This window comes from Pseudalkalibacillus hwajinpoensis, from assembly GCF_039851965.1.
Classification (GTDB): Bacteria; Bacillota; Bacilli; order Bacillales; family Guptibacillaceae; genus Guptibacillus; species Guptibacillus hwajinpoensis_E.
The window spans coordinates 3601539-3614369 of sequence record NZ_CP156674.1; the positions used below are offsets into that span (position 1 = coordinate 3601539).

Annotated in this window: 16 protein-coding genes; 6 read left to right on the forward strand and 10 right to left on the reverse strand. The window is 39.4% G+C overall.

The window, feature by feature from the left end:
- Window positions 1–51 precede the first annotated feature (51 nt).
- Window positions 52–1272, reverse strand: a complete 1221-nt coding sequence (gene hmpA / locus ABFG93_RS18530; protein ID WP_347549498.1) for an NO-inducible flavohemoprotein — start codon at window positions 1270–1272, stop codon at window positions 52–54.
- 195 nt (window positions 1273–1467) lie between these two features.
- On the opposite strand from hmpA, the gene ABFG93_RS18535 reads away from it, so the two are divergent.
- The 3 genes from ABFG93_RS18535 to sigK all read left to right on the forward strand — a co-directional run bounded on the left by ABFG93_RS18535 (window position 1468) and on the right by sigK (window position 2966).
- A complete protein-coding gene (locus tag ABFG93_RS18535; RefSeq protein WP_347549499.1) occupies window positions 1468–1905 on the forward strand; it encodes an Rrf2 family transcriptional regulator in 438 nt (145 codons plus the stop codon).
- 58 nt (window positions 1906–1963) lie between these two features.
- Window positions 1964–2119, forward strand: a complete 156-nt coding sequence (locus tag ABFG93_RS18540; RefSeq protein WP_347549500.1) for a hypothetical protein — start codon at window positions 1964–1966, stop codon at window positions 2117–2119.
- A gap of 133 nt (window positions 2120–2252) precedes the next feature.
- Window positions 2253–2966: an RNA polymerase sporulation sigma factor SigK gene (sigK, locus tag ABFG93_RS18545; protein WP_347549501.1), complete on the forward strand. Its 714-nt coding sequence runs from the start codon at window positions 2253–2255 to the stop codon at window positions 2964–2966.
- Between the two features lie 530 nt (window positions 2967–3496).
- Here sigK and ABFG93_RS18550 read toward each other — a convergent pair.
- Both ABFG93_RS18550 and yfkAB read right to left on the reverse strand, forming a co-directional pair.
- On the reverse strand, window positions 3497–4243 hold the full coding sequence (locus ABFG93_RS18550; RefSeq protein ID WP_347549502.1) for a GDSL-type esterase/lipase family protein: 747 nt from the start codon (window positions 4241–4243) through the stop codon (window positions 3497–3499).
- A gap of 114 nt (window positions 4244–4357) precedes the next feature.
- The gene (gene yfkAB, locus ABFG93_RS18555) at window positions 4358–5476 is read right to left on the reverse strand and encodes a radical SAM/CxCxxxxC motif protein YfkAB (protein WP_347549503.1); all 1119 of its coding nucleotides are present in this window, start codon (window positions 5474–5476) and stop codon (window positions 4358–4360) included.
- A 186-nt stretch (window positions 5477–5662) separates the two neighbouring features.
- On the opposite strand from yfkAB, the gene ABFG93_RS18560 reads away from it, so the two are divergent.
- On the forward strand, window positions 5663–5818 hold the full coding sequence (locus tag ABFG93_RS18560) for a hypothetical protein (RefSeq protein WP_347549504.1): 156 nt from the start codon (window positions 5663–5665) through the stop codon (window positions 5816–5818).
- A gap of 67 nt (window positions 5819–5885) precedes the next feature.
- On the opposite strand, the gene mnhG is transcribed toward ABFG93_RS18560, so the two are convergent.
- From mnhG to ABFG93_RS18590, 6 genes are read right to left on the reverse strand one after another with little or no spacing between them, the layout of a single operon-like run.
- The gene (gene mnhG / locus ABFG93_RS18565; RefSeq protein ID WP_347549505.1) at window positions 5886–6239 is read right to left on the reverse strand and encodes a monovalent cation/H(+) antiporter subunit G; all 354 of its coding nucleotides are present in this window, start codon (window positions 6237–6239) and stop codon (window positions 5886–5888) included.
- Window positions 6220–6510, reverse strand: a complete 291-nt coding sequence (locus ABFG93_RS18570; RefSeq protein WP_347549506.1) for a Na(+)/H(+) antiporter subunit F1 — start codon at window positions 6508–6510, stop codon at window positions 6220–6222. The genes mnhG and ABFG93_RS18570 overlap by 20 nt, the downstream gene beginning before the upstream one ends.
- Window positions 6507–6983, reverse strand: coding sequence for a Na+/H+ antiporter subunit E (locus ABFG93_RS18575; RefSeq protein ID WP_347549507.1), 477 nt, complete (start codon window positions 6981–6983; stop codon window positions 6507–6509). Before ABFG93_RS18575 ends, ABFG93_RS18570 begins: the two co-directional genes overlap by 4 nt.
- 5 nt (window positions 6984–6988) lie before the next feature.
- Complete coding sequence (locus ABFG93_RS18580; RefSeq protein ID WP_347549508.1) at window positions 6989–8470, reverse strand: Na+/H+ antiporter subunit D; 1482 nt, start codon at window positions 8468–8470, stop codon at window positions 6989–6991.
- Complete coding sequence (locus ABFG93_RS18585; protein ID WP_347549509.1) at window positions 8463–8801, reverse strand: Na(+)/H(+) antiporter subunit C; 339 nt, start codon at window positions 8799–8801, stop codon at window positions 8463–8465. Before ABFG93_RS18585 ends, ABFG93_RS18580 begins: the two co-directional genes overlap by 8 nt.
- Window positions 8801–11146, reverse strand: coding sequence for a Na+/H+ antiporter subunit A (locus ABFG93_RS18590; protein ID WP_347549510.1), 2346 nt, complete (start codon window positions 11144–11146; stop codon window positions 8801–8803). Before ABFG93_RS18590 ends, ABFG93_RS18585 begins: the two co-directional genes overlap by 1 nt.
- Window positions 11147–11324: 178 nt before the next feature.
- On the opposite strand from ABFG93_RS18590, the gene ABFG93_RS18595 reads away from it, so the two are divergent.
- Window positions 11325–11780 (forward strand): hypothetical protein, encoded by a 456-nt coding sequence (locus tag ABFG93_RS18595; RefSeq protein WP_347549511.1) that lies wholly within the window; start codon window positions 11325–11327, stop codon window positions 11778–11780.
- A 39-nt stretch (window positions 11781–11819) separates the two neighbouring features.
- Here ABFG93_RS18595 and ABFG93_RS18600 read toward each other — a convergent pair whose 3' ends face one another.
- Window positions 11820–11963, reverse strand: coding sequence for a sporulation histidine kinase inhibitor Sda (locus ABFG93_RS18600; protein ID WP_347549512.1), 144 nt, complete (start codon window positions 11961–11963; stop codon window positions 11820–11822).
- A gap of 352 nt (window positions 11964–12315) precedes the next feature.
- On the opposite strand from ABFG93_RS18600, the gene ABFG93_RS18605 reads away from it, so the two are divergent.
- Window positions 12316–12831, forward strand: a complete 516-nt coding sequence (locus tag ABFG93_RS18605; RefSeq protein WP_347549513.1) for a YqeG family HAD IIIA-type phosphatase — start codon at window positions 12316–12318, stop codon at window positions 12829–12831.

The following is a 12831-nucleotide window of genomic DNA, read 5'->3' on the forward strand; positions in this document are numbered from 1 at the left end:
CCTCGTTATTTGAGGTGCTTTTTTCATAGTATAGAAAATCGTTAGTTATTCTTACTTTTGACTTTCCGCTGGTTCTAGTGCTACAGCCGGGCCAAAAAACTCAAAGTGTATCTTTTCTTCTTTTACGCCAAGCTTTGTTAGAGATTCTTTTATAGCGCGCATAAAGGGAAGGGGTCCACAGAAATAATAATGCGTGTCAGGATCCATTGGAAGCGTTTCGTCAAGCCAATCTTTCTCTATATAACCTTCTCTGTTGAATAGACCGTCCTCCCTATCCTTATTCGTTGGGGTTTCATAACATACATAATAGTCGAGAGAAGGGTGATCAAGACCGATGATTTCATCGTGAAAAGCATGAACCTTTCCGTTTAACGCAGCATGAATAAATGTTGTTTTTCTATTCTGATTTAGACTACTTTTTAACATACTAAGCATCGGTGTGATACCAACACCTCCGCTAAGTAGAACAACTGGACTCGAATCGTCTTTCAAATAGAAATCTCCAGCAGGTGCTGTGATTTTTAAACGATCACCAGCATCGATATGTTCGTGTAAATAGTTTGAAACTACCCCATCCGGTTTAGACGGATTTGTTTCTTTTTTGACTGAAATTCGATAATAAGGTTTGCCTGGTGCGTCAGAAAGGCTGTATTGACGAATGTGAGTGAAGTCATCGTTTGGAATATCAACTGTTACGCTAATATACTGTCCTGATTTAAAAGGTGCGATAGCTTTACCGTCAGATGGGACTAAATAAAAGGAGGTGATAACATCACTTTCTTTTACTTTTCGATCAACAACAAAATTCCGTTCGTTTTCCCAGCCACCTGGCTGCGTTGCAGCTTCTGTGTACATTTCCTGTTCTACCTCTATGAATACTCCAGCGATAACACTATACGTTTCTTCCCATGCATTTAGAATGTCGTCAGTAGCGTCATCCCCGAGCACTTCTTTAATCGCAAGTAATAAGTACTTTCCTACAATAGGATAGTGTTCCGGCTTCACTCCGAGACTACGATGTTTGTGTGCAACCTGTTTAACGACAGGAAGAATGGCTTCTAACTGATCAATATTTTTTGCAGCAGCGTATACTGCGTTAGCGAGTGCTTGTTGTTGACGTTCCTGTTTTTGATTAGCATGATTAAAGATATTTAATAGCTCTGGATTATGTGTAAATAGCATGTTATAGAAAAGTTTCGTAATTTCAGTACCATGAACTTCTAAAGCAGGTACAGTGGACTTAATAGTGGCAATCGTTTTTGATGAAAGCATACGTAAACCTCCGGTTCATTAAAGATGTATTTAAAATACATCTTTATCGTATCGAGAACAAAAGATAAAAGCAATATGTTTTATACATCTTTAATGGTTTTGTCACAATTTACTGAGAGTCTATTCGTTCTTTATTAAAGTACAGGTGTGATAAAATAGTTTTATGAAGATCGGATTGAAATGGGGGAAGCTCATATGCGTTTAACAAACTACACAGACTACTCTCTTCGAATGCTGATCTATCTAGGCAGTATGAAAGAGGACAAACTAACAAGTATTCAAGAAATTGCTGATGCTTATCAAATTTCTAAAAACCACCTCATGAAGGTGGCGCATGAGCTTGGAAAAAAGGGATATATAGAAACGATACGTGGAAGAAATGGAGGCATGCGCCTATCAAAACTTCCAAAGGACATTAATATTGGAAAAGTAATAAGAAGCACAGAAGAGGACTTTAACCTTGTGGAATGCTTTGATAGTGAGCGCAATGCGTGTATTATAAGTCCGGCCTGTCATCTGAAACATGTCCTGCACGAAGCGCTTTCTGCCTACTTTGAAGTACTTGATGGCTATACACTGGCTGATCTGATTGTTAATGATCATAAACTCCGTCAGTTGTTATTTAAACATTAAATCACGTAGCACTTCTCTTGTGTGTTGAATACACTGACACTAGAGGAGTGTGAAAGTGATGGAATGGTTTGAAATCACAGGTATAGGTGGAGCTATCGCAATACTTACTTTCATCCGACTGAAATATGGGCGTCATTCTTCGCATCATCAACATTTGAGAGAAGAAGTTATGTTGGAGAAGTGGTCAAAAGAAAGAAAAATTGAAGATGATTAACCTTTAAACGCTTCTGGTTGCCAGAAGGCGTTTTTCTTTTTAAGATATAGAAATGACAATGGACAGACACAACCCGATAGGCGAATACATAAACTTAAGGTATAGTAGGAGCCCATTATCGGGAGGTGAGTATGTGTCTTTACTGGCAGCGCTTGCTTACATTTGCAAGGAAGTTCTTTTCTTTGTCTCTTTTGTGAAAAACAATGCCTTCCCACAGCCACTCTCAAGAAAAGATGAGAGAATGTATTTAGAATTAATGGCAGAAGGTGATGAAGACGCAAGAAATCGCCTGATAGAACATAATCTTCGCCTTGTAGCACACATTGTAAAGAAATTTGAAAACACAGGTGAAGATCCCGAAGATCTTATCTCCATTGGTACAATCGGTTTGATTAAAGCCATTGAAAGTTATTCCACAGACAAAGGTACAAAATTAGCAACCTATGCAGCAAGATGCATTGAGAATGAAATTCTAATGCATCTCCGTGCGCTTAAGAAAACGAAAAAAGACGTTTCTCTCCATGATCCTATAGGTCAGGATAAAGAAGGGAACGAGATTTCCCTTATCGATGTGCTTAAAGCCGAAACGGAAGATATTGTGGAACTAATCCAGCTTAATATGGAGAAGAAGATGATTTATGAATATATCCATATTCTCGACGACAGGGAAAAGGAAGTTATCGTTGGTCGGTTCGGGTTAAATCTGGAAAAAGAGCTAACTCAGCGTGAAATAGCAAGACAGCTAGGGATATCACGAAGTTACGTCTCACGTATTGAAAAACGTGCGCTAATGAAGCTATTTCATGAGTTTTATCGAAATAGGAAAGAAAAAGAGAACGGAGCATAACCCTACTAAATAAGTGGGGTTCTTTTTGTTTTTCTATTCACAGTAATCATACCAAACGGGTGAAAAAAAGTTTTTAAGAACGTATGATTGTATGGGAGTGAACATGTATGCTAAACGTTTTGAGGAAAGGACTACTCACTCAGTCACCAGTGGATATGATTTATTTATCAAAAAAGAATTCCATTTCGGAGCGAACTCTCACAGTGTATGAGATAAGCGGAGAAGAAGTTAAAGGATACTGTCCTTTAAGACGCAGTGTTCGAACATTTAAGATTGATCACATCTTATCAGTTTACCCTTCCATGGTACCTAGTAAAAGAAACTCATACTTGCTTGAAACGTTCCCGTTCTCCTTTTTAAAAAAATAGCTCCGAAGGTCTCCCTCCGAAGCTATTTTAAGGTTGGTCACTATTAGTTTAACACATAAAAGCAAAAAAGCAATAAAGTGTTTAATATTATTATGGAGAATCTAATAAAATGGAGGGAATGAGTGGAACCTTCCAAGAAATAGGCAACGGAAAACCCATCAGTTACTGCTTTGCTTCTTCATTTGTGTTGTAAGTAGAGAGAATTTCACGTGTCCAGACTTTATAACCTTCTCCATTGAGGTGAACTCCATCAAACGTATAATCTTTATTAAGTTGACCAAATTCTACTAACTTCGGGTACAAGTCTAGATAGTGATAGTCGTACAAAAGAGATAGATCCTTAATTCTTTCATTTAACTCTTGAATCACTGAATTATTAATGGGGTGACCCGTTAATGCAGTATTAACCGGAAATAGACTTTGCACGTAAACCTCTGTGTTGGGAGAACGAGTTTTTATCGTATCAAGTATTTGTTTATAATTTGTTTCAATTCTGTTAACTGACTGTCCAGCAATCACATCATTGAGGCCAATTAACAAATAAACTCGGTCAGGATTTGATTTTACAACTTCTTCCATTCGGTTTAGTACCCCGGTAGTTGTGTCCCCTGCGATACCACGATTTAATACCTCGTGATCACTGAGTGCTTCGCTCCACTCGAAGTAATCAGTCAGACTATCACCAAGGAAGATTGTTTCACTATCTTTATGAGTATAAGAATCATAAATACTTTTCTTCGTCTGGTAATATTTCGTATAATACGTAATGTTCTTCTTCCTGGATTCTGAATCGTTCTCTGGCATTTCATTTGCGTTTGTTCTTAGAAAATCAGTCTGATTTTCTGCAAGGGCAAGCAAAATAGCGAGAGACCCGGCGATAAATACCAGGATCCATGTTTTTCTTTTCAAACCAATCACACTCCTATAGATTACGATAGCCATTATACCCTATCTTCATCCAGGTGAAAGGGAAAAGTGCTTGTCATTTTGAAAAATAGTAAAAAAAAACCCTTGATTCAAGGGTTAAAGGAAAATGTTTGTTTTTTGTTTCAAAAAGTCAATGTCCTTATAATAAGCATCTTTTACAAGTAGGTTTGGTCCAAGGCACTTAACAGCTGGACAATGACAGCTGAGTGACTTCGCAATGTTACTTTCCTTCCATTTTCGATAGGCATCATTAAGGTTCGTATCATGTATATTTCCAAGTGGAGGAGTATCACCAAAATCTGTTACGATTATGTCCCCATCGAAAATATTCATATTTAAACGAGAGCGACCATCAGGGTCATTACGTACCGTTACATTTGGTTCAGCATATAGTCTTTCAAGCAATCTCAAATCTTCCGGATCAGAACTACATGGATAAAAAGGAAGGGTACCAAATAGCAGCCAAACATCCGGATCGCGGTGATCCAGGAGACGGTGAATACCTTTTCGAATTTCTTTAAGTGAGGCAATATCTAAATCAGATGCAAAATCTGAAGGATACATAGGATGGATTTCATGACGTTGACAGCCCATCTCTACAATTTGTTTGTGTATATTCTCAATGTTAGGAAGTGTTCTTCGATTGATCATCGTTTCAGCTGATACAATCACCCCCTGTGAGGTTAAGTCTATTGCGTTCTCTACCATACGATGGAAATAAGCTTCACGTTGAGCAATTGATGGTTTTCTATCCATAACTGCGAATCCGATATCTGTAAAATCTTCAATGCTTCCGTAGTTGTGAGAAATATGAAGAACATCAAGATAAGGAAGAATCAGATCATACCGTTCTCGATCGAGTGTTAAATTGGAGTTGATTTGTGTCCTTGCCCCTCTACGATGGGCATATTCGAGAAGTGGTGCCACATATTGTTTGACTGATTTCATTGAAAGCATCGGTTCACCGCCAGTGATACTCAACGCTCGTAGCTGTTCTACTTCATCAAGACGCTCAGTTAGAAGCTCTAAAGGAAGTGGGGACGGATCTTTAGGTTGTAGTGTATAACCGACTGCACAGTGTTCACATCTCATATTACAGAGCGTAGTAGTTGTTAGTTCAATATTAGAAAGAACCATGCTTCCGTGTTCTTCAACGTCCATATAAGCTTCCCATGGGTCATAGGTAGGTGTAATAGTTTTCATTATTGATGTCATAGGAATCGACCCCTTTATGTATATAGGTGGCTCAGTGCCTTCTTTCATTGTAGAGCATTGGTGAAGAGATGAACAGCAGCAGGAATGAATTTAGAAAACTCCGCAAATCCCCATACAATTTTGGCTAGCCATTCATAGACTGTATTATCTAGCAGATTGATGTAGTAGGAGAGAAGGAGGGGGAGCATGAGTTACGGCTATGGATGTGGATACCCATACCCATATGGTTACCCGGGCTATGGCGGTGGATATTTTGCATTAATCGTTATATTGCTTGTGTTGTTGCTTGTGATTGGTGGAGGCTATTACTATTATACGAACCATTATAATAAGTACAGGTAGTCTAATTGGGCTATCTTTCTTTTGTTTGGATAAGTTCGTTATCCATAAAAAAAGCAAGCACAAAGGATTAACCTTTTGTGCTCGCTTTCTTTTGTTTTGCTTTATCAAGATCATCTCTCGTCGTCTTCTCCCATAAAGGTACGCCTTTCTGATAGGCAGCTCTGGAAATCATATGGCCGGAGACTGGTGCTGTCATCAAGATGAAAATAATTCCAAGAATCAGTTTTCCGCTAACCATTTGCGCCTCAAAAATGAAAAAAAGAAACGCAGCAATCAAGATGCCGGCTACACCAAGGGTCGCACTCTTAGAAGCAGCATGAAGACGTGTATAAACATCTGGGAGTCTGAAAACTCCCAGCGCTCCAGAGAAAAGAAAAAACGTTCCGATAAGCATAATGATGCTAATCACGACTTCTTTCAATGATAACACCCTTTTCTAGAAATTTAGCAATAGCTACTGTGCCAATGAAAGCAAGAATCCCGATCAACAGGATAATATCGTTAAAATACGGGGTTTCAAGCTTGATTGCCAGAATACCTGCTATTGCCATCAGGTTAATACCGATTGTATCCAGTGCTACAGCACGATCTGGATTAGATGGCCCTTTGATTGCACGATAAAGAAGAAAAAGGGTAGAGATGGCAATAACAACAATACAGATCGTTGAAACGGTTGATAATAACGATGTCATCTCGTCACCTCCATGATCGCTTTTTCGAATGTGCCTTTAATCTCTTTAATGACTTCGTCTGCATCTGGTGCGTCCATCGCATGCACGTAAATATGCATATTATCAGAAGCAACGGATACAGAAAGTGTACCAGGTGTTAATGTAATTAAATTTGCAAGCATTGTGATTTCCCAGTTAGTTCTTACGTCAATTGGTACAGCAATGATGCCTGGTTGCATATTGAGTTTCGGACTATAGACAAGTTTAACCACCTGTATGTTGGCCATAATCAATTCTTTTATAAAAAGGAACAGTAATTTAGTAATTGACCAGAGACGATAGAAGTAGAATCGATCCGGTATAAATCGCTCCATTAAGAGAAGCAATACAATCCCAAATAAATAACCAACAAAGAAAGTACTAAATGAGTAGCTTTCAAAGAGAAACATCCAGAGAACGGCAATAATGAGATTTATTATGATTTGAATTGGCATGCCATCTACTCCTTCATTACCGAGTCAATATAGTTAGCTGGATCTATCATCTGATCTGCTATTGTTTGAACCGTTGGATAAATGAGCTCAGCCCCAAGTCCGAGCAGAATCGTGAACATTAGAAGAAACGCAGCGGGCAAAATTTTTCCTTTAACGGGATTAACTTGTGGAACTTCTTTTTGCTTCGATTCACCCCAGAATCCGTTAATAAAGATGCGAATCACGGATAAGAGAATAAGCAAACTTGTCACAAGGCCGATAATAGCGAGCACGTAATGTCCTTCCTCGAATGCTCCGCGGAGAATCAATAATTTACCTATAAATCCACTGAACGGCGGGAGGCCAGCCAGTGCCAGTGTGGCTATGAAGAAAAGCCAGCCAAGAAGAGGCTGATGTTTAATAACCCCTCCCATTTTTCTTAAGTCAGAAGTACCTGCATAAGCGACCATCGCCCCAACAAGGAAAAAGAGGGCCGCTTTAATAATCATATCGTGAAGCAAGTAGTATACCGTACCAGCCAGTGCAGTAGTCGAGAATACTCCGAGACCCATGATCATATAGCCTACCGCTGGAATAATGTTATACGCGATAATCAGCTGAACATTATTAGTGGAAAGTGCCCCAATTACTCCGAATACGAGTGTAAATCCTGCTAAGACGAGTAAAATCTGATGTGTAAAGGTCAGATTATAGACAAAAATCAGCGTAAATACTCTTAGTATAGAATATACCCCAACTTTCGTAAGTAACGCTCCAAATAGTGCCGAAATGACGGTAGGTGGCACCGTATATGATTTCGGTAGCCAGAAATATAGCGGGAAGAGCGCGCCTTTCGTAGCAAAAACGATTAGCAACAGGATAGCAATCGTTGTTAATATACCGTCCTGTTGAACCTCACCTACTCGTTCGGCAAGCTGTGCCATGTTTACTGTTCCAACAACAGCATAAAGGAATGACACAGTCGTAACAAACAGGATAGATGAAAACAGGTTGATAATAATGTATTTGAAAGACTCTCTAAATTGTTCTTTCGTACCACCCAGAACAATTAAACCATAAGAAGCAATGAGGAGAACCTCAAAGAATACGAATAAGTTAAAGAGATCTCCGGTTAGAAAAGCTCCGCTAACCCCGGTAATTAATAACTGAAAGAGAGGATAGAAATAGTATCGCTCTCTTTTTTCATCTAGAGAATTAAAAGCATAGAATGCACATGCAACCGAGATGATGTTTGCTGTTAAAACAAGAATCATGGCAAGAGGATCAGCTACCAGAACAATTCCATAAGGAACCGCCCAATCGCCTGCTTTAAGAACAATAGTTCCGTTCTGAACTACATTATATGTGATTAGTGAGACAACAATCAGATTTACAATCACCATGATTCGTGTTATCAATCGAACAAGTGGCAGCCGCTTATTAAGAAATACAAGAAAAATTCCTGTTAATAGTGGCAGTAGAATTGGTAGTATAGCTAAATTACTCATGATCGTTACCCCTCAACTTCTCCATATTATCGGTACCGTTCGTCTGATATGTCCGATACGCTAACACCAGAAGAAATGATGTCACACCGAAGCTAATGACGATGGAAGTCAGGATAAGTGCCTGCGGTAGCGGATCAACATAGTTCGATACGTCTTCAGTTAATACTGGAGGCTTTCCACGGTTCAACTTTCCCATCGTGATAATAAAAAGGTGGGCTCCGTGTGATAAGAGCGCTGTACCAATGACAATTTTAAGAATTTGTTTTTGCAGGATCATGTAAACTCCTGCAGTGAAGAGCAACCCTGCAAGCACTGACATAATGATTTCCATTAATCATTCCCCTCCTTCTTGCCAGGACGTAATTTAATCATGGTGAAGATCCCGAGTGCAGCAAGTCCAAGCACAAGGATTTCAAGCATCGTATCTAGACCACGAAAGTCAACAAGGATAACGTTAACGATGTTATCTCCTCCACCGAGCTTGTAAGAGTTCTTAATAAAATAATCTGAGATTGGTTCAAATAGCTTTGTGCTATGTGAAGCAATACCGATCATTGTGACGAGCACACCAACGGAGATAGAAATGATCCAGTTGACGACGTTCGTACGTTTAGGAAGCTTCTCTTTACTGAAATCGGGCAGATGATAGAAGCAAAGTAGAAATAGTGCAACTGTAACAGTCTCGACAATAAGCTGCGTTAATGCAAGGTCAGGTGCACGGAAGAATACGAATAAGAGAGATAATCCATATCCAACAATACCAAGTACTAGAATGGCGGCGATGCGGTTTTTCATAAAGATAGTCCCAATTGCCGCAACAGCCATAACAATGGCAATTAGCACCTCAGGAACTGCGATTGGCGCTAAGTCATCAAATGCGATTTTGAAACCACCTGTCGCGCCCAAAGTAATACCGACAAGTGCTATGAAGAAGATTAAAATGTAGATCATGTAATGTCTGAGTGACCCTGTCATATAGACATTAGTCACCCTTTTTGATCCATTGATCAAGCCATTGATAATTCCGTCATATGCTGTTGCTGCAGATAATTTACCAGGTATTACGTCATAAGATCGAGCCCATTTCGTTCGTGTTAAATAGAAAGCGGTACCGAGTATAAGGACTGCCAGGCTCATATAAAGCGCAATTGTATCAAGTCCGTGCCAGAATTTAATGTGTGTAGTAATTGCTTCGCCAGTAATTGAATCAACCATTGGAGAAAGCAGTGCATTTCCAAAGAGGTTTGGAACGAAAGCAATCACAATAATGAGCAAAACAAGAACAATAGGTGAGAGCAACATTCCTATTGGTGCTTCGTGCGGCTGCTTCGAAAGCTTGTCGCGCTGCTTCCCAGTAAATGTACGGAAGAAAAGCATAATGGAATAAACAAAGGTGAAAATACTTCCGCCTACCGCTAAATAAGGAAAGAATGGTGAAACAGCTTCCACGATTGTTGATGCATCCTCGAAATGAAGAGACGATTCAAAGAACATCTCTTTACTTAAAAAGCCGTTCAGAAATGGAAGCGGGAACCCGGCCATCGAGAAAGTACCGAAAAAGGCTAACGTAGCAGTGATTGGCATAAATGTGAACAATCCACCAAGCCGACGAATGTCACGTGTGCCAGTCTCGTGATCGATAATACCTGCTACCATAAATAGACTTCCTTTAAAAGTAGCGTGATTTAGAATATGGAACACAGCTGCAAGTACAGCTATTTCTGTTCCGAAACCGAGCATGGCCATAATCATTCCAAGCTGACTGATTGTCGAATATGCAAGGATGGCCTTCAGGTCTGTTTGTCTGACAGCCATGTATGAGCCCCAGCAAAGAGTTAATAGCCCAAATCCACTTACGATTAAAAAGAAGAGATCTGTTCCTGCGAATACAAGGCTTAACCTTGCAACAAGATATATTCCCGCTTTAACCATTGTTGCTGAGTGCAAAAAGGCACTAACAGGAGTAGGTGCTTCCATTGCGTCTGGAAGCCAGGTATGGAAAGGGAACTGTGCTGATTTAGTAAAGGCCCCAAGTAGAACCATCACAAGAATGAAAGGAAAAAGGGGTGACTCGACTATAAGTCCAGCATTTTCGATTATTCCTCTAATACTTGACGTTCCAGTAATGTCTGCCATTAGCAAGAAGCCACCAAGCATAGCAAGACCACCAAATACAGTAATCATCATCGATTTAAGGGCACCGGATGTCGATTTCTCCCTTTGATACCAGTAACCAATAAGAAGGAATGATGAAATACTTGTTAGTTCCCAGAAGGTGTAAAGAACGAAAAGATTATCCGATAACACCACTCCGAGCATGGCTCCCATAAATAATAGGAGATAAACATAAAAATGGCCAAGTTTTTCGGCTTTGTTTAAATAGTAAATGGAATATAGTACAACCAGTGAACCAATCCCAGTGATCAAAAGCGCGAAAAACAGGCCAAGACCATCGATGTAGAATGAAATGTTAACGCCGAGAGAAGGAATCCACTCAAACGTTTTTAGTGTATGTACGCCCTGTAAAACACCGTTGATAAATGATAGAAAATACCCGAATAATATAATCGGAACTACTAGTACAACCCATCCTAAATGAACCTGTTTTACGCCCCGATAAATCAACGGGATGAAAAACGCTGCCAGAAAAGGTAGCAAGACAGCTGCATGAAGCATTCTACAAAACCCTCCCTACTAATGCTCAATATGATAAAAGTTCAAATGAACTCATATTGCAATAAATCAATTGTAATCAAAAACTCCCTCATTTATCAACTTTTCATGTTTGAAAATAAAACTTTCTCGTATAAGTTTTCCATTCCTCGCCGATTCTATTTGCGAAAGGAGGAGGCACATGATAAAATCCATTTCTATACTTTTAACGGTGATCACTGTACTTACTGGCTGTCAATCAATCTATCAGAACGAGGAGAAGTCACCATTTGCCCCTAGAGAATACTACCGCTCAATTGACAGAGTTAAACCAATTGGCGCGGCTATATTTAATGAAGTTGAAGTTCGAAATGCAGTAGAAACCCTGAAGGACAAAATAAAGAATGAGCCTTCGGTCAAGGACGTGATCGTGCTGACTCACAATGGCCAGGCCGTCGTAGCTTTAAAACCATATGCTTATCAAAGAAACAATGTAGACCCTTTACTTTACAGCAAGTGGTTTAAGGAAGAGGGCATTGCGGCAGTTCTCCTTACTGAACCAGCTCAGTATCGCAAAGCGAAGCGAATAAAGGATGTCGAGGAAGTGAGCAGAGAGGAATGGGAGACAGAATGGGGTCATTATTTTAGTGCTGAATAAACAAAAAAGCCACCCCGATATGTTCAAGGCTGGCACAAGCTAAATTCCAATTAAAGTAACTCGCTTATCTAGACATCGTCGTTCAATTTCTCGTTGAATCAATCCAATGAATTCATTGCTTAATTTCAGTTCTTTCGCTTTAACATATGATTCAATTAATAAATCATCTGATAACTTTTCCAAGATTAAGCACCTCCTGATTAAGGTTCTATAAGCCGAATATTCCGCATATAATCTATGTGGATCTTTTATTTGCAGTTAGCGTATCACGGATACCTGGATGGAACAACCGTTCCGTTATCCACAGTTAAAAGTGGATAATTTGTGGGTATAGTGTTTATAGACAAAGTATTCACGTTGATTTGTTGGTTAAAAATGTGCATAAAGTTATCCACAGCTTTTGGAAATATCAGATTTTGTCGAAAAATTTTAGTATCCGATCTAATATTCTTATGCTTTGGGTCTAATATTGTAGTTGTACGCCGCGAAAATATTGATACAATAGGAATGTCACAAACAGTAGGAGTGTTGTTATTTGCTAAGTACGATGTTGCCAAACGAGCATGTTCGGGATATTTTTCATATAAGTCCCAGTATGCTTAAGGAACGAGGAGTAAAGGGAATTATAACTGATTTAGATAATACACTTGTGGAGTGGGACAGGCCAGAAGCAACGCCTGAACTTATGAAATGGTTTAAACAAATGAGTGACGAGGGCATTCTTGTTACAATCGTTTCGAATAATAATAGAACAAGAGTTGAAAAGTTCGCTTCTCCTGTAGAGATACCTTTTATATATGAAGCAAGAAAGCCGATGACAAAAGCCTTTCGAAGAGCATTAAAAGACATGAACATTAAAGCAGAAGATGCTGTTGTCATCGGCGATCAAATTTTTACAGATGTCGTTGGGGGCAATCGTTTGGGCCTTCACACGATCTTAGTTGTACCAGTAGCAAAAACGGACGGATTTTTCACGAAATTCAATCGCAGGATGGAAACTGTATTTCTTGCATGGATGAAGCGTAAAGGGAAGATAAAGTGGGAGGAATAA